At 72.3% G+C, this 20,321-nt stretch carries 21 protein-coding genes and 2 pseudogenes; 10 read left to right on the top strand and 13 right to left on the bottom strand.

What is annotated here, in order from left to right; translation table 11 throughout:
• The first annotated feature begins 56 nt into the window (after nucleotides 1–56).
• The 3 genes from AB0I68_RS03965 to AB0I68_RS03975 all read left to right on the top strand — a co-directional run bounded on the left by AB0I68_RS03965 (nucleotide 57) and on the right by AB0I68_RS03975 (nucleotide 3,233).
• Nucleotides 57–2,024 carry a DEAD/DEAH box helicase gene (locus AB0I68_RS03965; RefSeq protein WP_363175576.1) on the top strand — a complete coding sequence of 656 codons (1,968 nt, stop codon included), beginning with the start codon at nucleotides 57–59 and terminating at the stop codon, nucleotides 2,022–2,024.
• A gap of 102 nt (nucleotides 2,025–2,126) precedes the next feature.
• The gene (locus AB0I68_RS03970; protein ID WP_363175577.1) at nucleotides 2,127–2,984 is read left to right on the top strand and encodes an alpha/beta hydrolase; all 858 of its coding nucleotides are present in this window, start codon (nucleotides 2,127–2,129) and stop codon (nucleotides 2,982–2,984) included.
• A 96-nt stretch (nucleotides 2,985–3,080) separates the two neighbouring features.
• On the top strand, nucleotides 3,081–3,233 hold the full coding sequence (locus tag AB0I68_RS03975; protein WP_363175578.1) for a hypothetical protein: 153 nt from the start codon (nucleotides 3,081–3,083) through the stop codon (nucleotides 3,231–3,233).
• Nucleotides 3,234–3,318: 85 nt separating this feature from the next.
• Here AB0I68_RS03975 and AB0I68_RS03980 read toward each other — a convergent pair whose 3' ends face one another.
• The 4 genes from AB0I68_RS03980 to AB0I68_RS03995 all read right to left on the bottom strand — a co-directional run bounded on the left by AB0I68_RS03980 (nucleotide 3,319) and on the right by AB0I68_RS03995 (nucleotide 6,246).
• On the bottom strand, nucleotides 3,319–3,924 hold the full coding sequence (locus tag AB0I68_RS03980; protein WP_363175579.1) for a MarC family protein: 606 nt from the start codon (nucleotides 3,922–3,924) through the stop codon (nucleotides 3,319–3,321).
• A 61-nt stretch (nucleotides 3,925–3,985) separates the two neighbouring features.
• Nucleotides 3,986–4,852 (bottom strand): PHP domain-containing protein, encoded by an 867-nt coding sequence (locus AB0I68_RS03985; protein ID WP_363175580.1) that lies wholly within the window; start codon nucleotides 4,850–4,852, stop codon nucleotides 3,986–3,988.
• A gap of 106 nt (nucleotides 4,853–4,958) precedes the next feature.
• Entirely contained in the window at nucleotides 4,959–5,600 is a 642-nt protein-coding gene (locus tag AB0I68_RS03990; RefSeq protein ID WP_363175581.1) for a DUF6758 family protein, read from the bottom strand.
• Between the two features lie 61 nt (nucleotides 5,601–5,661).
• Nucleotides 5,662–6,246 carry a suppressor of fused domain protein gene (locus tag AB0I68_RS03995; RefSeq protein WP_363175582.1) on the bottom strand — a complete coding sequence of 195 codons (585 nt, stop codon included), beginning with the start codon at nucleotides 6,244–6,246 and terminating at the stop codon, nucleotides 5,662–5,664.
• Between the two features lie 389 nt (nucleotides 6,247–6,635).
• Between AB0I68_RS03995 and AB0I68_RS04000 the strand changes: the two genes are divergently transcribed.
• Nucleotides 6,636–7,751, top strand: coding sequence for a magnesium and cobalt transport protein CorA (locus AB0I68_RS04000; RefSeq protein WP_363175583.1), 1,116 nt, complete (start codon nucleotides 6,636–6,638; stop codon nucleotides 7,749–7,751).
• 42 nt (nucleotides 7,752–7,793) lie between these two features.
• Entirely contained in the window at nucleotides 7,794–8,306 is a 513-nt protein-coding gene (locus AB0I68_RS04005; protein ID WP_363175584.1) for a hypothetical protein, read from the top strand.
• A 94-nt stretch (nucleotides 8,307–8,400) separates the two neighbouring features.
• On the opposite strand, the gene AB0I68_RS04010 is transcribed toward AB0I68_RS04005, so the two are convergent.
• Nucleotides 8,401–9,195: a hypothetical protein gene (locus tag AB0I68_RS04010; RefSeq protein WP_363175585.1), complete on the bottom strand. Its 795-nt coding sequence runs from the start codon at nucleotides 9,193–9,195 to the stop codon at nucleotides 8,401–8,403.
• Between the two features lie 193 nt (nucleotides 9,196–9,388).
• On the opposite strand from AB0I68_RS04010, the gene AB0I68_RS04015 reads away from it, so the two are divergent.
• From AB0I68_RS04015 to AB0I68_RS04025, 3 genes are all read left to right on the top strand, one after another.
• Complete coding sequence (locus tag AB0I68_RS04015) at nucleotides 9,389–10,660, top strand: CBS domain-containing protein (RefSeq protein WP_363175586.1); 1,272 nt, start codon at nucleotides 9,389–9,391, stop codon at nucleotides 10,658–10,660.
• A gap of 190 nt (nucleotides 10,661–10,850) precedes the next feature.
• Nucleotides 10,851–11,357 (top strand): DUF1003 domain-containing protein, encoded by a 507-nt coding sequence (locus tag AB0I68_RS04020; RefSeq protein ID WP_363175746.1) that lies wholly within the window; start codon nucleotides 10,851–10,853, stop codon nucleotides 11,355–11,357.
• A gap of 42 nt (nucleotides 11,358–11,399) precedes the next feature.
• Entirely contained in the window at nucleotides 11,400–12,560 is a 1,161-nt protein-coding gene (locus AB0I68_RS04025) for an Mrp/NBP35 family ATP-binding protein (protein WP_363175587.1), read from the top strand.
• A gap of 96 nt (nucleotides 12,561–12,656) precedes the next feature.
• On the opposite strand, the gene AB0I68_RS04030 is transcribed toward AB0I68_RS04025, so the two are convergent.
• The 5 genes and pseudogenes from AB0I68_RS04030 to sigE all read right to left on the bottom strand — a co-directional run bounded on the left by AB0I68_RS04030 (nucleotide 12,657) and on the right by sigE (nucleotide 17,004).
• Nucleotides 12,657–13,391, bottom strand: a complete 735-nt coding sequence (locus AB0I68_RS04030) for a hypothetical protein (RefSeq protein ID WP_363175588.1) — start codon at nucleotides 13,389–13,391, stop codon at nucleotides 12,657–12,659.
• Nucleotides 13,392–13,529: 138 nt separating this feature from the next.
• Nucleotides 13,530–14,003: a sec-independent translocase gene (locus AB0I68_RS04035; RefSeq protein ID WP_363175589.1), complete on the bottom strand. Its 474-nt coding sequence runs from the start codon at nucleotides 14,001–14,003 to the stop codon at nucleotides 13,530–13,532.
• Between the two features lie 106 nt (nucleotides 14,004–14,109).
• Complete coding sequence (locus AB0I68_RS04040) at nucleotides 14,110–15,429, bottom strand: trypsin-like peptidase domain-containing protein (protein ID WP_363175590.1); 1,320 nt, start codon at nucleotides 15,427–15,429, stop codon at nucleotides 14,110–14,112.
• A gap of 388 nt (nucleotides 15,430–15,817) precedes the next feature.
• Nucleotides 15,818–16,228 (bottom strand): annotated as a pseudogene (locus tag AB0I68_RS04045) (zf-HC2 domain-containing protein); the annotation flags it as partial.
• Nucleotides 16,225–17,004 (bottom strand): RNA polymerase sigma factor SigE, encoded by a 780-nt coding sequence (sigE, locus tag AB0I68_RS04050; RefSeq protein ID WP_363175591.1) that lies wholly within the window; start codon nucleotides 17,002–17,004, stop codon nucleotides 16,225–16,227. The pseudogene AB0I68_RS04045 and the gene sigE, both read right to left, overlap by 4 nt.
• Nucleotides 17,005–17,220: 216 nt before the next feature.
• On the opposite strand from sigE, the gene AB0I68_RS04055 reads away from it, so the two are divergent.
• Nucleotides 17,221–17,883 carry a class I SAM-dependent methyltransferase gene (locus AB0I68_RS04055; protein ID WP_363175592.1) on the top strand — a complete coding sequence of 221 codons (663 nt, stop codon included), beginning with the start codon at nucleotides 17,221–17,223 and terminating at the stop codon, nucleotides 17,881–17,883.
• Nucleotides 17,884–18,009: 126 nt separating this feature from the next.
• On the opposite strand, the gene AB0I68_RS04060 is transcribed toward AB0I68_RS04055, so the two are convergent.
• Nucleotides 18,010–18,177, bottom strand: coding sequence for a DUF3117 domain-containing protein (locus AB0I68_RS04060; RefSeq protein ID WP_003966491.1), 168 nt, complete (start codon nucleotides 18,175–18,177; stop codon nucleotides 18,010–18,012).
• A gap of 333 nt (nucleotides 18,178–18,510) precedes the next feature.
• On the opposite strand from AB0I68_RS04060, the gene AB0I68_RS04065 reads away from it, so the two are divergent.
• Nucleotides 18,511–19,314 (top strand): enoyl-CoA hydratase-related protein, encoded by an 804-nt coding sequence (locus AB0I68_RS04065; protein ID WP_363175593.1) that lies wholly within the window; start codon nucleotides 18,511–18,513, stop codon nucleotides 19,312–19,314.
• 37 nt (nucleotides 19,315–19,351) lie between these two features.
• On the opposite strand, the gene AB0I68_RS04070 is transcribed toward AB0I68_RS04065, so the two are convergent.
• Together AB0I68_RS04070 and AB0I68_RS04075 are read right to left on the bottom strand one after the other, a co-directional pair.
• Nucleotides 19,352–19,927 carry a DNA-3-methyladenine glycosylase I gene (locus tag AB0I68_RS04070; RefSeq protein ID WP_363175594.1) on the bottom strand — a complete coding sequence of 192 codons (576 nt, stop codon included), beginning with the start codon at nucleotides 19,925–19,927 and terminating at the stop codon, nucleotides 19,352–19,354.
• 50 nt (nucleotides 19,928–19,977) lie between these two features.
• Nucleotides 19,978–20,283, bottom strand: a pseudogene (locus AB0I68_RS04075) (DivIVA domain-containing protein); the annotation flags it as partial.
• Between the last annotated feature and the right edge of the window lie 38 nt (nucleotides 20,284–20,321).

Consider the following 20,321-nt stretch of genomic DNA (forward strand, 5'->3'; position numbering starts at 1 on the left):
AGACGGCCGAAGCCCTTGAGGCCGTCGGCATTGTGTCCCCCTTCCCGATCCAGGAGATGACCCTCCCCGTCGCCCTTTCCGGCACGGACGTCATCGGCCAGGCGAAGACCGGAACCGGCAAGACGCTCGGTTTCGGCCTTCCGCTGCTGGAGCGGGTCGTCGTTCCCGCGGACGTCGAGGCCGGCCGGGCCACGCCCGCGCAGCTCACCGACTCCCCGCAGGCCCTCGTCGTCGTTCCGACGCGCGAGCTGTGCACCCAGGTCACCAACGACCTGCTCACCGCGGGCAAGGTCCGCAACGTCCGCGTCCTCGCCATATACGGCGGCCGCGCGTACGAGCCCCAGGTCGAGGCGCTCAAGAAGGGCGTCGACGTGATCGTCGGCACCCCGGGCCGCCTGCTCGACCTGGCCGGTCAGCGCAAGCTCGACCTGTCGCACGTCAAGGCCCTCGTCCTGGACGAGGCCGACGAGATGCTCGACCTGGGCTTCCTGCCCGACGTCGAGAAGATCATCAACTACCTGCCGGCCAAGCGGCAGACGATGCTGTTCTCGGCGACCATGCCGGGCGCGGTCATCGGTCTGGCCCGCCGGTACATGACGCAGCCGACGCACATCCGCGCCACCTCGCCCGAGGGCGAGGGCGTGACCGTCGCCAACATCAAGCAGCACGTCTTCCGTGCGCACAACATGGACAAGCCGGAGCTCGTCTCCCGCATCCTGCAGGCCGAGGGCCGCGGGCTGGCCATGATCTTCTGCCGTACCAAGCGCACGGCGGCCGACATCGCCGAGCAGCTGGAGAAGCGCGGCTTCGCGTCCGGCGCCGTCCACGGCGACCTGGGCCAGGGCGCGCGCGAGCAGGCGCTGCGCGCGTTCCGCAACGGCAAGGTCGACGTGCTGGTGTGCACCGACGTCGCCGCGCGCGGTATCGATGTCGAGGGTGTCACCCACGTCATCAACTACCAGACGCCGGAGGACGAGAAGACCTTCCTGCACCGCGTGGGCCGTACCGGCCGCGCGGGCAACAAGGGCACCGCCGTCACCTTGGTCGACTGGGACGACATCCCGCGCTGGCAGCTGATCAACAAGGCGCTGGAGCTGGACTTCCACGACCCGGCCGAGACGTACTCCACGTCTCCGCACCTGTTCGAGGAGCTGAACATCCCGGCCGGCACCAAGGGCATCCTGCCGCGCGCCGAGCGCGTGCGGGCCGGCCTGAAGGCCGAGGAGCTCGAGGACCTGGGCGAGACCGGCGGCCGTGGTGGCCGTGGCGGTCGCGGCCCGGCCGCCGCCGCTGCGGCGCCGGTCGAGGAGCGTCCCGCCCGTACGCGCACCCCGCGCCAGCGCCGCCGTACGCGGGGCGGTGCCGAGGTGGCCGCGGAGGCCGCTGCCGAGGCCGCTGCCGTCACCCCCGTGGCCGAGGCTCCGGAGGCTCCGGCCGCCGACGAGCCGCGCAAGCCGCGTCGTCGCCGGACGCGTTCCGTGACCACGGCCGCCGCCGCTGCCGCCGTGGCCCCGGCCCGGGAGGCCGCGCCGGTCGTCGAGGCCCAGGTCGTTGCGGCCCAGGTCGTCGAGGCTCCGGCCGCCCCCGCCGAGGAGGCCCCGGTCAAGGCCCGCCGGACCCGGACCCGCAAGGCCGCCGAGGCTCCGGTCGTGGTGGAGGCGGACTTCCAGCAGGCTCCGCCGGCCGAGCCGGTCAAGGCCGAGCCGGTCAGGGCCCGCCGGGTTCCGACCCAGAAGCCCGTCCTCGCCCAGGTGACCCCGATCGCCGAGGCCCCCGCCGAGGAGGCCCCGGTCAAGGCCCGCCGGACCCGGACCCGCAAGGCCGTCGACGCGGCCCCGGAGCCGGACTTCCAGGTGGCCCCGCCCGTGGAGCCGGTCAAGGCCCGCCGCACCAGCACCACCCGGACCCGCAAGGTCGCGGAGGCCGCTCCGGTCGCCGAGGCCGCCGCGGTGGCCGAGGAGGCCCCGGCCAAGCCGAAGCGCACGCGGACCCGCAAGGCCGTCGCGGAGACCACGGAGGCCTGACCCCCGTTCCGCCGTCCGGTGGCCCCGGTCCCCTTCCGAGGGGGCCGGGGCCACCGGCGTACCCGGGCTGGACAGGCCCCTACGGGCCGGTAACCTCTGGCCATGAGCAAGCCGCCCCGCCTCACGCTGCCCTCCGGTGCCCGCGCGCACCTCCTGTCCACCGCCCGTGGCGACTTCGCCGTGCACGAGGCCGGCGATCCGGTCCGCGGCACCGCCCTGCTGGTCCCCGGTTTCACGGGCAGCAAGGAGGACTTCATCGGCCTCCTCGAGCCGCTGGCCGCCGCCGGGTACCGGGTGGTCGCGATCGACGGGCGCGGCCAGCACGAGAGCCCCGGACCGCGCGAGGAGTCGGCGTACGCGCTGGAGGAGCTGGCGCTGGACGTCCTCGCCCAGGCCGCCGCGCTGGACGGGGGTCCGGTCCATCTGGTCGGCCACTCGCTGGGCGGGCTGATCGCGCGGGCCGCCGTACTGCGCGACGCGGCGCCCTTCGCCTCCCTCACCCTGATGAGCAGCGGGCCCGCCGCGATCTCCGAGGAGCAGCAGGAGCGTACGAAGCTGCTGGTCGCCGCTCTGGAGGCGATGCGGGAGGACATGCCGGGCGTGTGGACGGCGATGCGCTCCTTCGACCCCGAGGACGCGGTGCCGGAGTCCCCCGAGCTTGCCGAGTTCCTGCGCGGGCGGTGGCTGGCGACGGTGCCCGAGCAGTTGATCGCCACGGGCCGGATCCTGGTCTCCGAGCCGGACCGGGTGGACGGGCTGAGCGGTGTGGACCTGCCGAAGCTGGTGCTGTCCGGCGAGGTCGACTACGCCTGGCCGGTCCCGCTGATGGACGACATGACACATCGACTGGGTGCGGACCGGGTGGTCGTGCCGGGTGCCGAGCACTCCCCCAATGCGGAGAATCCGCAGGTCACGGCCGGTGCACTGGCTGCGTTCTGGCAGGCTCACCCCCAAGGTTAGTTAGCGAGGGAAAAAATTTCCTTAGCGTAGGGAATGTTTGCCTCTTACACTTCGTTGGAACAGTGCAAGGAGAACACTGACGAAGGGAGAAGCCCCATGCGCTTCGAGATTCTGCGCCTGGACGACGTCGACGGATCGGCCGTGGACAGCACCGTCGTGGACGCGGCCTCCGTCAACCGGATCGTGCAGCAGGCAGCCGCCGTGGGCCAGCGCATTCTGATCCGACCGGCCGAGCGTGCGTCCTCCTGACACCTGCGCACACCGCACATGCACGAAAACGTGCAACGCCCCCGCACCGATCCGGTGCGGGGGCGTTCGCGTACGCAGGAGCAGGTCAGGCGCCGTGCATGACCTGGAGTACGCCGTTGATGATCTGCTGGACGGCGATCGCGGACAGCATCATGCCGGCGAGGCGCGTCACGAGGACGACGCCGCCGTCCTTGATGACCCGGATGATCACCAACGAGTAGCGCATCGTGATCCACAGCACGACGTGCATGGCGATGATCGCGGCCCAGACCGAGACCTGGCCGCTGACCCCGTCCGCCTTCTGCACGGCGAGGATGACGGACACGATCGCACCGGGACCGGCGAGCAGCGGCATGCCGAGCGGGACGAGGGCGACGTTCACGTCCTTGGTCTGCTTGGGCTCGTCGTTCTTGCCGGTGAGCAGGTCGAGTGCGATGAGCAGGAGCAGCAGACCGCCCGCGATCATCAGCGCGGGAACGGAGACGTGCAGGTAGTCCAGGATCTGCTGGCCGCAGATACCGAAGACGGCGATGACGCCGAAGGCCACGCAGACGGCCTGCCAGGCCATGCGGCGCTGCACCTTGGCGGGGCGGCCGGAGGTCAGGGCGAGGAAGATCGGTGTGATCCCCGGGGGGTCCATAATCACAAAAAGCGTGAGAAATAGGGATCCGAAGACGGCGAAGTCAAACACAGTGATGCCTTGCAGGAGAGAGGGGTGTTACGAAGAAAGAAGAAAGGGCGGGGAGGCGCGGTTACGCGCCGGTCGCTCCGCCGGCGCCCGGTACGGGGAAGGCCCCCGTCGCGCGGCGCGTGATCTCGCCGTAGATCTCGGGGTCCGTCGTGTACTCCCCGAGGCGGCAGGTCTTGCGGCTGCCGTGGTAGTCGCTGGACCCGGTCGTCAGGAGTCCGAGCTCGCCGGCCAGGGCGCGCAGCCGCGCGCGCGTGTCGGAGTCGTGGTCCATGTGGTCCACCTCGATCCCGTCCAGGCCTGCGGACGCGAGCTCGGCCATCGCGGACTCGGGTACGCACCGGCCGCGCTTGACGGCGGCGGGGTGCGCGAAGACGGTGACCCCGCCGGCCGCCTTGACCAGGCGGATGGCGTCGAAGGGGTTCAGCTCGTGCTTCTCGGCGTACGCGCGGCCGCCGTCGGCGAGCCAGTCGGGCGTGAACGCGTCGGACACGGTGGGTACGACGCCCAGCTCGACGAGCGCGGTGGCGATGTGCGGCCGGCCGACGGAGCCTTCGCCGGCGATCCGGGCCACCTGCTCCCAGGTGATGCCCACGCCGAGCTCCCGGAGCTTGCCGATCATGGCGTGGGCGCGCGGGGTGCGGTCGTCGCGGACGAGCTCCCGCTCCCGGGCGAGCTCGGGCTCCTCGGGGTCGAAGAGGTACGCGAGCAGGTGCATCCCGATGCCGTCGAGCCGGCAGGACAGTTCCATGCCGGTGACGAGGGTGAGCCCGTGCGGCACCGCGGCGAGGGCTTCGGCGTACCCCCCGACGGTGTCGTGATCGGTCAGTGCGACCACGTCCAGCCCGGCGGCGGCCGCATTGCGGACCAGCTCGGCGGGGGTGTCGGTGCCGTCGGAGGCCGTGGAGTGGGCGTGCAGATCGATGCGCACGGCCGGGGCTCCAGGGGTCTCGCGGGTACGGGGGGACACCCCAGGGTACCGCCCGCCTGTCGCGCGGGTGTCACGCCGCCCGCCGCCCGGCCCCCCGGCGGGGGCCTCAGGGACCCAGGACGCGGGGGCTCAGGGCGCCGCACGGCAGGAGTTCGACCTCGGCACCCGCATCCCGCAGATCCGTCAGCACCAGTTCGTCGTACATCAACAGGCCCGACTGCTCCGGCCAGACGACGGCCCACAGCCACAGCCCGCGCGCCTCGCCGGCGAACACGGCCCGGTCCTCCGGGGCCCCCTTCACGTGCCACAGCGGTGTCGGGCGGCCCGCCGCGACGACCTTGGCGTGCGGCGGGGCCGAGACGTCGATGTACGCACCGGGGTCGGGCCCGTCGATCCCGGCGTACCGCGCGCCGAGGCCGACACCCAACTCCTCCGCGACCAGCAGCAGCTCCCCGATCCCGCCGAGCGGTCCGGGACCCGAGCAGGCCACCGCCGTCGCGCGGCCCCCGCTGCGGTCGTCACCGGCCGCCGCCACCCCGGTGAACAGCCACCCCACCGGCAGCGGCCACGGCATCCACACCGGCACTTCGGCCCGGTTCACCACCACGCCCAGGCCTTCGACGCTGGGCGGGATGACGGGCTGCAGGGGGTGCACCGAGCCATGCACCGCACACTGCCACGAGTCGGAGAAGAGCCCGGGCGCCCTGACCCGGCCACCGCACTTCGGGCAACTTGGTTCGCCCCTCATAAGAAGCCACGCTCCTCCCCGCCCGGCGCCCCGTCAAGACACGATCACCCGTCCGGATGTCTCAGTCCAGCGCCACGGCGGTACGGAGAGGATCCCGCAGATCCGTGCCGTGCGACAGCCAGCGTTCCTGGAGCGCCGCCGCGCCGTGCACCCGCTTCCAGGCGGCCTCGTTCGCCGTCATCGGCAGGAGCGGGAGGAAGTGCACCGGGTCCATCGGCTCCTCGAGTTCCAAGTCCTCGACCAGTCCGCCCGGCTCCGCGACGAGTACGGAGGTGAACGGCGCCCCGTCCCACAGCGGACCGCCGACGTCGAGCGAGGCGCCGGGGGCCACGACCAGCCCCTCCACCTGCGGCGAGGCGCCCAGCACGGCGAGCGGCCGCAGCAGCTTGTCGGTGGGCGCCAGGCCCGCCCGTACGGTCAGCACGAGCTCGGCGCGCGGACCGCGCAGCGGGTCGGCGACCACGGCGGTCGGGTCGGTCATCGGATGCGCGGACATGCCGAGGGTCGCGTACCGCACGAGGTCGCCCTCGGCGAAGCGGAGCACCTCGATGCGGTCGGTGCCGAGGAAGGTGACGGCGGCGCGGGCGTCGGGTTCGCCGAGTGCGCTGCGCAGCCGGGCTTCGACGAGAGCCAGAATTTCTGCCATGAAGCGAGCATAGAACTCGTATCAGCCGGGTAAAGGAAGGGGCTTGACCATCCGTCGGCTGATAACGTTGACCGCTGGTCGGGGCCACACTCTCAAAGAGTTGTTTCGGGGCATCCGGCGACAGGACGTCCTCCACGGGGGACCGGCCGGAGGAGGTGGGGCTGCAATGGATCGAAGTCGATCGTGCAGTACCAACCGCTCTTCCACTTCCTGTACGGGCACGTTCCGGCCCGTTTGATCATCTGATCAGTCGAAGAGCGACGGCAGAACTTTGTCCTCCCGTCCTGTTCCTTCCGTCTGCCCGGGCCTGCCCGCCCGCCGCGGCCGTGCCACCCGGAAGGGACCTCCCACCCGTACGGTCCGCAGCCGTGCGTGCGAAGGAGCCTGCCATGTCGATGCTGCCCTACCTGCGTGCCGCCGTACGTCCGGCCCTGCGCAGGTCCACCCCGGTCCAGCCCGGCTACGACACCACCCGCGACCCGTCCGCGAGCAGCGCGGTCGTCGACTGCGCCGTGTACCGGGCCGGCCGACGCGCCCTGGGATCGGCCTGCCTGACGCCGCGTGAGGCGATGGCCCGGGTCCGCGCGGACGGCGGGTTCGCCTGGATCGGCCTGCACGAGCCGACCGAGTCCGAGTTCGCGGGGATCGCCGCCGCCTTCGGCCTGCACCCGCTGGCCGTGGAGGACGCCGTGCACGCGCACCAGCGGCCGAAGCTGGAGCGCTACGACGACACGCTCTTCACCGTCTTCAAGACGATCCACTACGTGGAGCACGCCGAACTGACCGCCACCAGCGAGGTGGTGGAGACCGGCGAGGTGATGTGCTTCACCGGCCCGGACTTCGTCATCACGGTCCGGCACGGCGGCCAGGGCTCCCTGCGGGCCCTGCGCCACCGGCTCCAGGACGACCCCGAGCTGCTGGCCAAGGGCCCGTCGGCCGTCCTGCACTCCATCGCCGACCACGTCGTCGACGGGTACATCGCGGTCGCGGCCGCCGTCCAGGACGACATCGACGAGGTGGAGAGCGCGGTCTTCGCCGCGCCCGCCAAGGGCAGTGCGCGCGGCGGCGACGCGGGCCGCATCTACCAGCTCAAGCGCGAGGTGCTGGAGTTCAAGCGGGCCGTCGCCCCGCTGCTGCGGCCGATGGAGCTGCTGAGCGAGCGCCCGATGCGGCTGGTGGACCCGGACATCCAGAAGTACTTCCGCGACGTCGCCGACCACTTGGCGCGGGTGCACGAGCAGGTCGTCGGCTTCGACGAGCTGCTGAACTCGATCCTCCAGGCCAACCTGGCGCAGGCGACGGTCGCCCAGAACGAGGACATGCGCAAGATCACCTCCTGGGCGGCGATCATCGCCGTCCCGACGATGATCTGCGGCGTGTACGGGATGAACTTCGAACACATGCCGGAGCTGCACTGGCGCTACGGCTATCCGCTGGTGATGGCCGCCATCGTCGCCAGCTGTCTCACCATCCACCGGGCGCTGCGCCGCAACGGCTGGCTGTAGGCCCCCCGGGCGCCTGCGCGGGTACCCCCTACTCTGTTGCGCATGACTCTCAGCACGCTCGACCTGGCCCTCGTCGAGGAGGCCACCAAGAAGTCCGGCCTGATCTGGGTCCGCGGCTCCGGGGCCGACCGGGCCCTGTGGCACGCCTGGGCGGACGGCGCGGCCTACGTGCTGGGCGACGGACCCGGGGAGCAGCCGTTCCCGGGGCTCGCGGACGGCGGGGCCGCCGAGGTGACCGTGCGCAGCAAGGACAAGGGCGGCCGGCTGGTGGCCTGGACCGCGGCCGTACGGGAGCTCGCGCCCCGCAGTGAGGAGTGGCAGGCGGCCGTCGCCGAGCTCAAGGGGAAGCGGCTGAACGCGCCCGACTCGGAGGAGATGACCGAGCGGTGGGCGCGCGAGTGCCGGCTGCTGCGGCTGGAGCCGGTGGCGGCGAGCACCGACCTGCCGGGCGGATCGCTGGCCGCGGCCCCGCTGGGCTCGCCGGCCGTCACCCGCCGGCCCGTCCCGGCCGGCCTGCCGAAGCTGCTGCTCAAGCGGAAGAAGGCGGCCCGCTAGAGCCCGCCGGAGCCCGGATCGGCTTCCGCTCGAGCCCGCTGGAGCCCGGATCGGCTTCCGCTCGAGCGGCTGCTTCCGGCGGCTGCCCCGTCGGCTACTTCGTCGGGTCCGAGCCCTGGCCGGAGCCCTTGCTCGGGCTCGGGGCCGGGGCGGACCCCCCGCCCTGCTCCTTGGTCGTCGGCATCTGGGACCCGTAGTCCACGGTCTGGTCCTGCGCGGGCGCCTCCAGCGGGAAGGCCTTGCCCCACTCCGCGAGGTCGACCCGGCCGGCGCCGCCGGCCCGCTCCAGGCGCAGCGGGTACGGGGTCCCCTCCAGGGAGACCGACAGCTTGCCGCCCTTGCCCTGATCCGCCGTGACCAGGACCGCGCGGGTGGGCCCGACCTTGGTGTAGTCGCCCTTGGCGAGCTTGCCGTCGAGTCCGAGCAGCCCGTCGAGCAGCACGTGCATGTCGGTGAACCCGCGGAACTGCTTGTACGTGGGGTCGCCCTCGGGCACCTTCACGTACTTGTCGCCGAGCTTGCCCGCCGAGTCGGACTTGCCCCAGAAGGCCGCGCTCGCCTTGAGGTAGAGCTGCTCGCCCACCCGCAGCAGCTGGAAGGTGTCGTCCTTCGACTTCAGCTCGCCGGAGCCGCCGTCCTTCCCCAGCCGCATGTCGAGCGTGAAGGACTTGCCGCCGCTGACGAGCGTGCCGGACAGGTGCACCGAGTCGGCGGCGCCGGCCGCGGCCTTCGCCTTGTTCTCGATCTGGTCGGCGGACAGCTTGCCGACCCCGTTGGTGCCCTCGTCGGGGTCCGGCCCGCAGCCCGCGCCGGTGACGGCCAGGCCCGCGAACAGGACACCGACGAAGGCCGCCCGGCGCAGCCGTGCGGCGGGGAGGTAGGCAGTCACGGGCGGGTACCTCTCGTCGTGCGGTTTCGAGCAGCAGGCAGCGTACCCGGCCGTAGCTCCCGTGCCGGGCGGGTGGTCGGCCCTCCTTCCCCGGCCGCCCCCGGGCGGACCGCCCCACCAGGACGCCCTCCCGGGGCACGGGCTAGCCTGAGGGGCGGCAGGACTGAGGATCGACGCTCTAGGAGGCGCTCGCATGGCTGGTGGCGCCCCACGGATCTTCGTCTCGCATCTGTCGGGTGTGCCCGTTTTCGACCCTGCCGGCGACCAGGTGGGCCGCGTCCGCGACCTCGTCGCGATGCTGCGCGTCGGCGGCCGTCCGCCACGGCTGCTGGGCCTGGTGGTCGAGGTGGTCAGCCGGCGCCGGATCTTCCTCCCGATGACGCGGGTGACGGGCGTCGAGTCCGGACAGGTCATCACCACCGGTGTCGTCAACATGCGGCGCTTCGAGCAGCGGCCCACCGAGCGGCTGGTCCTCGGTGAACTGCTGGACCGCCGGGTGACGCTGGTGGCCACCGGCGAGGAGGTCACCGTCCTCGACGTGGCCATCCAGCAGCTGCCGGCCCGCCGCGACTGGGAGATCGACAAGATCTTCGTACGGAAGGGCAAGGGCGGCGCGCTGCGTCGGCGCGGCGAGACCCTGACCGTGGAGTGGTCGGCGGTGACCGGCTTCTCGCTGGAGGAGGAGGGCCAGGGCGCCGAGAACCTGGTGGCCACCTTCGAGCAGATGCGCCCGGCCGACGTGGCGAACGTCCTGCACCACCTGACGCCGAAGCGGCGCGCCGAGGTGGCCAACGCCCTCGACGACGACCGGCTCGCGGACGTCATGGAGGAGCTGCCCGAGGACGAGCAGGTGGAGATCCTCGGCAAGCTGAAGGAGGAGCGCGCCGCGGACGTCCTGGAGGCGATGGACCCGGACGACGCGGCCGACCTGCTCTCGGAGCTCCCGGAGGACGACAAGGAGCGGCTGCTGACGCTGATGCAGCCGGACGACGCGGCCGACGTGCGCCGTCTGCTGTCGTACGAGGAGAACACCGCGGGCGGTCTGATGACCACCGAGCCGATCGTGCTGCGCCCGGACGCGACGGTCGCGGACGCGCTGGCCCGCGTACGGCAGTCGGACCTGTCGCCGGCGCTGGCCGCGCAGGTGTACGTGTGCCGGCCGCCGGACGAGACGCCGACGGGCAAGTACCTGGGCACGGTGCACTTCCAGCGGCTGCTGCGGGACCCCCCGTTCACGCTGGTGAGCTCGATCGCGGACACGGGCCTGCCGCCGCTGCGCCCGGACGCCTCGCTGCCGGCGGTGACGAGCTACCTGGCGGCGTACAACATGGTCGCCGTGCCGGTCGTCGACGAGAGCGGTTCGCTGCTGGGCGCGGTGACCGTGGACGACGTACTGGACCACCTGCTGCCCGAAGACTGGCGGGAGACGGACTTCCACTCCGAGGAGGCCGTGCGTGGCCACTGAGCGGGGGCGCGGGGATCGCGACGGGGCACGTGAGCGGCGCCGGGAGCAGATCCGGGAGCGGCGCGAGCAGGCGCGGCTCCAGTCGCGCGAGCACGGGCTCGCCGAGGCCAACGACCGGGCCGAGCGTGCGGAGCGGGCGGCGGAGCGCGCCGAGCGCACCAAGGCCGGGCACTCGACCGGATCGAGTGCGCTGACGCGCTCGCGGGTCCGCCTCGACCAGCCGCGGGCGCCGCGCCGCTCGCTGCTGCCCGAGTACGACCCGGAGGCCTTCGGGCGGCTGTCGGAGCGGGTGGCGCGGTTCCTCGGCACGGGCCGGTTCATCGTCTGGATGACCCTGGTCATCATCGTGTGGGTGCTGTGGAACATCTTCGCGCCCGACCACCTGCGGTTCGACCAGTACCCGTTCATCTTCCTGACGCTGATGCTGTCGCTGCAGGCCTCGTACGCCGCCCCGCTGATCCTGCTCGCGCAGAACCGGCAGGACGACCGCGACCGGGTCAACCTGGAGCAGGACCGCAAGCAGAACGAGCGCTCCATCGCCGACACCGAGTACCTGACCCGGGAGATCGCCGCCCTGCGGATGGGCCTGGGCGAGGTCGCGACCCGCGACTGGATCCGGTCGGAGTTCCAGGACCTGATCAAGGAGATGGACGAGCGGCGCCTATTCCCGCTCGAGAGTGACGAAGGCGACCGCTAGCGGCCTTTCCTGAGGCAGGCTACCGAGCCGTACCATCGGGACATGGCTACCGACACAAGCTCCGCCGCCGTGCCAGAGCAGGATGCGATCCTCGACGCGCTGGCGACGGTGAACGACCCCGAGATCCACCGGCCGATCACCGAGCTCGGCATGGTCAAATCGGTGGAGATCGGCGACGGCGGCGAGGTCGCCGTCACGGTGTACCTCACCGTGTCGGGCTGCCCCATGCGCGAGACGATCACCAAGAACGTCACCGAGGCCGTCGAGCGGGTCGCGGGCGTCACCTCGGTCGCCGTCACGCTGGACGTGATGAGCGACGAGCAGCGCAAGGAGCTGGCGGCCTCCCTGCGCGGCGGCACCGCCGAGCGCGAGGTCCCGTTCGCCAAGCCGGGCTCGCTGACCCGCGTCTACGCGGTCGCGTCCGGCAAGGGCGGCGTCGGCAAGTCGTCGGTGACGGTGAACCTGGCCGCGGCGATGGCCGCGGACGGTCTGAAGGTCGGCGTCGTGGACGCGGACATCTACGGTCACAGCGTGCCGCGCATGCTGGGTGTGGACGGCCGCCCGACCCAGGTCGAGAACATGATCATGCCGCCGTCGGCGTACGGCGTGAAGGTCATCTCCATCGGCATGTTCACCCCGGGCAACGCGCCGGTGGTGTGGCGCGGGCCGATGCTCCACCGCGCACTGCAGCAGTTCCTGGCGGACGTCTTCTGGGGCGACCTGGACGTGCTGCTGCTGGACCTGCCGCCGGGTACGGGCGACATCGCGATCTCCGTGGCCCAACTGGTGCCGAACGCGGAGATCCTGGTCGTGACCACCCCGCAGCAGGCCGCGGCCGAGGTCGCGGAGCGGGCCGGCTCGATCGCCGTGCAGACGCACCAGAAGATCGTCGGTGTCGTCGAGAACATGTCCGGGCTGCCGTGCCCGCACTGCGACGAGATGGTCGACGTGTTCGGCTCGGGCGGTGGCCAGAAGGTCGCCGACGGCCTCACCAAGACGGTCGGCGCGACCGTCCCGGTGCTCGGCTCCATCCCGATCGACGTGCGGCTGCGCGAGGGCGGCGATGAGGGCAAGCCCGTCGTCCTGTCGGACCCGGACTCCCCGGCCGGTGCGGCGCTGCGTTCGATCGCGGGCAAGCTGGGCGGCCGTGCGCGCGGCCTGGCCGGTATGTCGCTGGGCATCACCCCGCGCAACAAGTTCTAGATCTCCTGCCCGGATCCGGGCCGCGCAGCGTGAAGGGCACCACCGGCCGGCGGTGCCCTTTCCCGTACTGCTCCCCGTGCCTCGTACCGCGTACCGCTACTCGTACGAGGCGATGTCGCCGATCACCGAGAAGCCGAGCCCGTACGCGCTCATGCCGCGCCCGTACGCGCCCAGGTGCACCCCGCCCCGGGTGGAGCCGGCGAGCACCCAGCCGAACTCGGACTCGCGGTAGTGGAACGGCGTCGGCTCCCCGTCGACGGGGAGCGAGAGCGTCGACCAGTCCGCGCCGTCGAGGTCGTCGGCGAGCTCCCACGCGGCCTCGGTCTGCTGGTCGAGCCAGTCGTCGCGCAGGGTGTGGTCCATCTGGCCGGGCCAGCTGTACGCCAGCAGCCCGGAGCCGGCCAGCCAGGCCGCCGAGGAGACCGAGGTGGCCTCCAGGACGCCGGTGCCGTCGCTGCTGCGGCGCAGCGGGTTGCTCGCGACGGTGACGACCACCGCGAAGCGCTCCTTCTCGCCGGTGGCGATCTCTCCGCGCGCGGAGGGCTCGTCGCCGTGGCCGGTGGAACCGTGCTCGACGGTGCCGTCGGCGCCGGTGCCCACCTGCATGAGCCAGCGGGGGCCCGTGAAGGCCCCGTCCAGCCCGTACCAGGGGAAATCGGCCCGCAGGTACCCCTCGGCCGTCCGGCGGGCCGCCGGGACGGGTGCAGCGGCCTCCTGGGGCTGTGCGGGGGCGGGCTGCGGGGGTGCAGCGGCTGGTTCTGCTGGTGCGGCAGCGGGAGCGGGCGCCTCGGCGGGCTGCACCCCTACCCGGCTACTGCTCGTCGTCTCCATCGATGCGGCCTCTCGTTCCGTGGGGTCCGGAACGGCCCTCCCCCACATCTCGTCGGGGGGACCCCCACCCTGGGGCCTCCTGGGTCCGGACTCATGGAGGATAGCCACCGGACCCCGGATCGCCGGGAAGGCTCGAACTCAGGTGGCGTCGGCGTCGTACGGGGTGCGCTGGTCGGCGGCCGGGGCGGCGGGCTTCTTCAGCAGGTCCGGGCCGGTGGCGGCGGGCGCGGCGGAGGTGGCGGTGGCGGCGGGCGCGGCGGAGGTGCCGGCGGCGGCCGGGGCGGGGTCAGCCTCCCGGCTGTTCACGGCGTCGGTGACGTCGTTCAGCTCCTTGCGGAGATCGAAGCTGCTGCGGATCTCCCGGAGGTCCTCGTTCTCGGTCAGCTGCTTGCGGATGAACGTCTTCGGGTTCAGGTCCTCGAACTCGAAGTCCTTGAACTCGGGACCGAGTTCGGACCGGATGTCCTGCTTGGCGCTGTCGGAGAACGCGCGGATCTTCCGGATGACCCCGGTGACGTCCTGGATCACCTTGGGCAGCTTTTCCGGGCCGAAGATGAGAATGGCGAGCACCACGATCGTGACCAGCTCGAGTGCGCCTATGTCGTTGAACACCTTGCCGCTCCTCGGCTCTCTTCACTTCGGGCCACGACACACGGTACCCGGCGTTGCCGACGGGCCCATACATCGGTGCTGCATCAGCCTCGGTTTCTCCATCTGGTCATGATCCGTTCGCCGAACCGAGGACCAGCTCCAGGGTGCGCTCCCGGCCGTCGCGCAGCACGGTCAGGGTGAGCGGATCACCCGGGCGGTGGGCCCGGATCTTGATGACGAGCTCGTCGCCGCCGTGCACGCGTACGCCGTCCACCTTGGTGATCACGTCGCCGCCCTGGATCCCGGCGCGGGCCCCGGGGCCGTCGGGGGTGACGGCCGGCTTGCCGCCCTCTCCCTTGGCGCCCACGCGGGCCCCGTCGCCCGTGTACTCCATGTCGAGGGTGACGCCGATGACGGGGTGGGTGGCGTGGCCGGTGCGGATGAGCTCCTCGGCGACGCGCTTGCCCTGGTTGACCGGGATGGCGAAGCCGAGCCCGATGCTGCCGCTCTGCTTCTCGGGGTCCCCCTTGTCGGCCCCCCGGATCGCGCTGTTGATGCCGATCACGCGGGCCTTGGCGTCGAGGAGCGGGCCGCCGGAGTTGCCGGGGTTGATGGGGGCGTCGGTCTGGAGGGCGTCGACGTAGCTGATGTCGCTGCCGTCGCCCTTGTCGCCGCCCGCGGTGATGGGCCGGCCGGTGGCGCTGATGATGCCGGCGGTGACGGTGTTGGAGAGGTCGAAGGGCGCGCCGATGGCCACCACCGGGTCGCCGACCTTCACGTTCTCGGAGTTGCCGAGGGAGAGCGGTTGCAGGCCCCGTACGCCTTCGACCTTGACCACGGCCAGGTCGTAGCCGCCGTCCCGGCCGACCAGTTCGGCGGCGACGCTCTCACCGGTGCTGAAGGTGACCGTTATGTCCTTGGCGTCGGCGACGACGTGGTTGTTGGTGAGGATGTGGCCCTGCTGGTCGAGTACGAAGCCGGTTCCCGTGCCGCCGCCCCCGCTGCCGCGGACGTGCAGGGTCACGACGCCGGGCAGCGCGGTGGCGGCGATCCCGGCCACGCTCTCGGGGGCGCGGCCCTTGCTCTCGACGGCGGCCTGCGGGAGTTCGAGGCGGGTGCTGCTCTGCCGCTCGGCGAGGACGCCGAGCCAGCCGCCGACGCCTCCGGCGAGGAGGGCGATCCCGAGGCCGAGGGCCACGGCGTGGCGCAGGCGGATGCCGCGGCCGGCCGGTGCCTTGCCCTGGTCGGCGACCTGGAGGGGCCGGCCGGCCCAGGGGTCGTACCGCGGCCCCGGCTCCGGAGTCTGTGGCGCGGGCTCGGCCGCCGGAGCGGAATCCTCTGTTCCCGGCACGGCATCCGACCCGGACTCCGCCCCGGCCGCTGCCGCCGGGGCGGCGGGGCGGCTCCACCACGACGGAGCCGTGTCGGACTGCTGCTGGTCGGCCATGGGCGCTCCCCTCGGGTCCCCCGGAAGGGGGCACCTCCCAGCGGTGGCTGGGGGGAGAGTCCGGGGAGTACCTGTAGCACCGCCGGGCGGCGCATCTGCCGCAGATTCAACCAGGTCCCCCGCCCGGGGCCACACCCCCGGTCCCCTGCTGCCGGGGGCCGGGGAGCGGGCACGTCAGTGCGTCAGCAGGTCAGCGGGTCAGGGAGACCGGGCGGGGAGACGCGGAGATCGACGGATGGACCGGCGGCAGCGGGCCCGTGGGCCGCGGGCCGGCAACGAACCCCGGGGTGGGCGCCCGGTCCCGGACCACCGCATCGGCCACCGGCACCGCGGGGCCGGGCCGCGACGCCGGGACCTCGCCCCGCACGTTCGGCTCGAGGGTGTCGACCGGCAGCGAGCCGCCCAGCGCGATCGCGGCCAGCGAGACCGCCCCGGCCGCCACGAACGCGAGACGGTGGCGCGGACGCCCCACCTCGTGTATGCGGAAGCCCTGCTGCGGTGCGGCCGGTGCCACGTACCCGAAGAGCTCCGCCCCGGGCGGAGCGGACGGCCCGTCGGGACCGTCGCCCGGCAGCCCCTGCAACCGTGCCAGCAGCCCGGCCGACAGCGGCGGCGGCGCGCTCTCCACGAACAGGCTCTTCACGCGGCGCTGCGCATCGGCCTCGGCCTTGCACTTGGCGCACGTGGCCAGATGCGCCAGGACCCGCTCGCGCACGTCATGGCTCAGCTCCCCGTCGACCAGGGCGGCGAGACGGTCGCCCAGGTGCTGTTCGGCGGGAGACGGACTGACTCCGCTCACTCGGCTCCGCCCTCTCCCCCGGCACCCGGCGCGCCCACCGCCACTCCCGCCAGCGCACGCTGCTCGGCACGGGCCTCGGGAGACCGGTGCTTGAGCGCCTTGCGCAGATGCGAACGGCCTCGGTGGATGCGGCTGCGCACGGTGCCGAGCTTCACGCCCAGCGTGGCCGCGATCTCCTCGTACGACAGGCCCTCGATGTCGCACAGCACCACGGCCGCGCGGAACTCGGGCGCAAGGGTGTCCAGCGCCTGCTGCACGTCCGCGTCGAAGTGGGTGTCGTGGAGGACCTGTTGCGGGGACGGCTCACGGCTCGGCAGCCGCTCGGCGGCATCGTCGGCGAGCGCGTCGAAGCGGATCCGCTGCTTGCGGCGGACCATGTCCAGGAACAGGTTGGTGGTGATCCGGTGCAGCCAGCCCTCGAACGTGCCCGGCGTGTACGTGGACAGCGAGCGGAAGACGCGGACGAAGACCTCCTGGGTCAGGTCCTCGGCGTCGTGCTGGTTGCCCGTCAGGCGGTAGGCGAGGCGGTAGACCCGCGCACTGTGCGTGCTGACGATCTCCTCCCATGAGGGAGGCGTCCACGCCTGGGTGCCCGCATCGGCGGCAAAGGTCGCGGTGGTTGCGGTGGCATTGGTGTGGAAGCGGTCAGCAATGTTGGTCACGGATTTCGGCTCACCCGCCGACCAGAAGAGGCGTCTGAATACGCCCCCACGATCCACAGGCGCAGCCGCACCTCCCCTATCGGCTCTGGTGGTGTCCAGTGGAGTCCCTACCATAGCCACCCCTCCCGTCAGCTCCGGATAAGCATTTTTGCAGTAACTTTGCACGTGCCTTCGATACGCCGGGCCGTCGATCTGCCCGGTGCCGTCCCCATCTATCCCGGGTGCGCCCTGCCCGTACGCCCCTTTTGCCGCGCTCGGTCTTTCCGCCGCTGTTTTCTTCAACGCCCGGTCCCATCTGCGGGTTCCCGACGTCAACGGATACAGTCACCGTTGCGCCAACTATGGGGACAGGAGAGGGTCATTACCGGCAACCGGCAGACGAGCTGGGCGTTCGCCGACGCGTTTGTCGCCGAGGACGACGCTCTGCGGTGGGCCCGCGACCGGGCCAGGGAAGCGGGCCTGCGCTCCGTCTCCCCCGGCACCGGGGCCGCGCTGCGCCTGCTCGCCGCCACCGCGGACGCCAAAGCGGTCGCCGAGATCGGCACCGGCACCGGCGTCTCCGGCATCCACCTCCTCCACGGCATGCGCCCCGACGGGGTGCTGACCACCGTGGATCCCGAGGCCGACCGGCAGGCCTTCGCCCGCCAGGCCTTCCGCGCCGCCGGCTTCGCGGGCAACCGCGCCCGGTTCATCCCCGGCCGCGCACTCGACGTACTCCCCCGGCTCGCCGACGGCGGGTACGACCTCGTCTTCTGCGACGGGGACCCGTCCGAGTCCCTCGACTACCTCGCCGAATCGTTGCGCCTGCTGCGCCCCGGCGGCCTGGTGTGCTTCGAGGGGGTCTTCTCCGACGGCCGCACCGTCGACTCCGCGGCCCAGCAGATCGAGGTGCTGCGCGTACGCGAGCTGCTGCGCAGCGTCCGGGAGAGCCCGGCACTGGAGGCGGCCCTGCTCCCGGTGGGCGACGGCCTGCTGTGCGCGGTCCGGCGCTGAGACCGGTACGCCCCGTACCGCCGGGCCGGCCGGCCGCCGGAAACAACGCTGCCCCGGCCGCGGGAAGCGGACGGGGCAGCGCAGAGAATACAGAGAATGCAGATGGTGCGCGGTGCTGCCGACGGGTTAGCCGACGACCTTCTTCAGGGCGTCACCCAGGGCGTCCGCCTCGTCCGGAGTCAGCTCGACGACGAGCCGACCGCCGCCCTCGAGCGGTACGCGCATGACGATGCCCCGCCCCTCCTTGGTGACCTCGAGCGGGCCGTCGCCCGTCCGCGGCTTCATGGCCGCCATGCTCGTTCCCCTTCCTGAAACCAGCTCATCGTCAGCCGACGGCCCCATTCAGGCGCCTGGAACCCGGCATCGAACACATTGCTTCTTGGCCATTATCCCGCATGTCAGGACCCGATGACCAACATCGGCAGGGAACGCTTGCGCAACGCGCTCGACCAAAACCACTCATTTCGGGGATGTGCCTGCGATACTTCGCCGCCGCACCCTGCGTCTGCCCTCCGCTTTCTTTGACGCACATCACATGCCCCGGGACGGTCCGGTCCGCCATGCTGGCCCTTGCACCGGCCGGTACCGGCCGGTAGCCAAGCCTGCGACGAAGGGGGACCCCCTGCCATGGCCGACAGCGTGCTCTACGAAGTGACCGACGGACTCGCGAAAATCACGATCAACCGTCCCGACGCCATGAACGCGATGAACACCGAGGCCAAGGTCGCGCTCCGCGACGCGGTCCAGGCGGCGGCCGCGGACACGGCCGTCCGCGCGGTGCTGCTGACCGCGGCCGGCAACCGGGCCTTCTGCGTCGGCCAGGACCTCAAGGAGCACATCGGGAACCTGGCGGCGGACCGCGAGAACGGTTCCTCGCTGACCATGAGCACGGTCGCGGACCACTACAACCCGATCGTGCGCGCCCTGACCGAGATGCCCAAGCCGGTGGTGGCGGGCGTCAACGGCGTCGCGGCCGGAGCGGGCTTCGGCTTCGCGCTGGCGGCGGACTTCCGGGTCGTCGCCGACACGGCCTCCTTCAACACCTCCTTCGCGGGGGTGGCGCTCACCGCGGACTCGGGCGTCTCCTGGACCCTCCCCCGCCTGATCGGCGCCTCCCGGGCCTCCGACCTGCTGCTCTTCCCCCGCTCCGTGAAGGCGCAGGAGGCATACGAGCTCGGCATCGTGAACCGTCTGGTCCCCTCGGACTCCCTGCACGCCGAGGCCGAGGCGGTGGCCCGCACCCTGGCGGCCGGCCCGACGGTGGCCTACGCGGCCCTGAAGGAGTCCCTGGCCTACGGGGCCTCCCACTCGCTGGCGGAGGCCCTGTCCCACGAGGACACCCTGCAGGCCCGCGCGGGCGCCTCCGAGGACCACTCCATCGCCGTCGAGGCCTTCCTCGCCAAGCAGCCGCCGAAGTACCTGGGCCGCTGAGCCCGACGCCCCCGCCGCCGCCTGCCCCCGCCGCCTCTCAGGCGGGGGTACGGGCGGCGCAGGCGGCCAGGTGGTCGTTGACCAGCCCGCAGGCCTGCATCAGGGCGTAGGCCGTCGTGGGGCCGACGAAGCGGATCCCGGCCTTCTTCAGGGCCTTGGACAGGGCCGTGGACTCGGGCGTCACCGCCGGGACTTCGGAGATCGCCTCGGGGGCCGGGCGGCCCGGCTCCGGCACGTGCGACCAGATCAGGGCGTCCAGTTCGCCCGGCTCCCACCCCGCCAGGACCTTCGCGTTGGCGAGCGTGGCCTCGATCTTGGCCCGGTTGCGGATGATCCCCTCGTCCGCGAGCAGCCGCTCCGCGTCGGCCGGCCCGAATTCCGCGACCTCGGCGATCACGAAGCCCGAGAAGGCCGTACGGAAGGCCTCCCGCCGCCGCAGGATCGTCAGCCAGGACAGCCCGGACTGGAAGGCCTCCAGGCACAGCCGCTCGTACAGGGCGTCGTCCCCGTGCACCGCGCGGCCCCACTCCGTGTCGTGGTACGCGATGTAGTCCTCGGTGGCCAGGGCCCACGGGCAGCGCAGGCTCCCGTCCGGACCGGCGACCGCCGTCACTGCCCCTCCTTGTGCAGGTCGACCGCGGCCGGGCCCTGCACGCGGCTGTGCGCGGCCGCAGCCGTCAGCTCCGCGATCCGCGCGTCCCGCTCGGCGAGTTCCGCCGCGAGCCGCTCCAGTACGTCGTCCACCTCGGCCATCCGGTACCCGCGCGGCGCGACCGGCAGCCGAAGCGCGTCGATGTCGGCCCGTACGACCGGGCGGCTCTCCGGCAGCGCGTCGGCCACCCGGTCCGGCTCCGCCTCCGGCAGCACGGCCTCGGAACCACCGCCCACCACGGCCAGGGTGACCGCCGCGACGACCACGACCAGCGCGATCAGCAAGAACCAGAACACGAGCAACTCCCTGAGAGACATCGGCCCACCGGCCACCAGGTTAAGGTCGCAGCGAGGCG

Source organism: Streptomyces sp. NPDC050448 (assembly GCF_040655295.1).
Classification (GTDB): Bacteria; Actinomycetota; Actinomycetes; order Streptomycetales; family Streptomycetaceae; genus Streptomyces.

What these genes read in the sequence shown, in the direction of transcription:
- AB0I68_RS04060 (WP_003966491.1), bottom strand. Translation starts at nt 18,177, where the DNA reads ATGGCGGCCATGAAGCCGCGGACGGGCGACGGCCCGCTCGAGGTCACC.
- AB0I68_RS03965 (WP_363175576.1), top strand. Translation starts at nt 57, where the DNA reads ATGACCCTCCCCGTCGCCCTTTCCGGCACGGACGTCATCGGCCAGGCG.
- AB0I68_RS04000 (WP_363175583.1), top strand. Translation starts at nt 6,636, where the DNA reads ATGTCGATGCTGCCCTACCTGCGTGCCGCCGTACGTCCGGCCCTGCGC.
- AB0I68_RS04040 (WP_363175590.1), bottom strand. Translation starts at nt 15,429, where the DNA reads ATGGCCGACCAGCAGCAGTCCGACACGGCTCCGTCGTGGTGGAGCCGC.
- AB0I68_RS04025 (WP_363175587.1), top strand. Translation starts at nt 11,400, where the DNA reads ATGGCTACCGACACAAGCTCCGCCGCCGTGCCAGAGCAGGATGCGATC.
- AB0I68_RS03990 (WP_363175581.1), bottom strand. Translation starts at nt 5,600, where the DNA reads ATGAGGGGCGAACCAAGTTGCCCGAAGTGCGGTGGCCGGGTCAGGGCG.
- AB0I68_RS04005 (WP_363175584.1), top strand. Translation starts at nt 7,794, where the DNA reads ATGACTCTCAGCACGCTCGACCTGGCCCTCGTCGAGGAGGCCACCAAG.
- AB0I68_RS03975 (WP_363175578.1), top strand. Translation starts at nt 3,081, where the DNA reads ATGCGCTTCGAGATTCTGCGCCTGGACGACGTCGACGGATCGGCCGTG.
- AB0I68_RS03970 (WP_363175577.1), top strand. Translation starts at nt 2,127, where the DNA reads ATGAGCAAGCCGCCCCGCCTCACGCTGCCCTCCGGTGCCCGCGCGCAC.
- AB0I68_RS04030 (WP_363175588.1), bottom strand. Translation starts at nt 13,391, where the DNA reads ATGGAGACGACGAGCAGTAGCCGGGTAGGGGTGCAGCCCGCCGAGGCG.
- AB0I68_RS04065 (WP_363175593.1), top strand. Translation starts at nt 18,511, where the DNA reads ATGGCCGACAGCGTGCTCTACGAAGTGACCGACGGACTCGCGAAAATC.
- sigE (WP_363175591.1), bottom strand. Translation starts at nt 17,004, where the DNA reads ATGGTAGGGACTCCACTGGACACCACCAGAGCCGATAGGGGAGGTGCG.
- AB0I68_RS03995 (WP_363175582.1), bottom strand. Translation starts at nt 6,246, where the DNA reads ATGGCAGAAATTCTGGCTCTCGTCGAAGCCCGGCTGCGCAGCGCACTC.
- AB0I68_RS04015 (WP_363175586.1), top strand. Translation starts at nt 9,389, where the DNA reads ATGGCTGGTGGCGCCCCACGGATCTTCGTCTCGCATCTGTCGGGTGTG.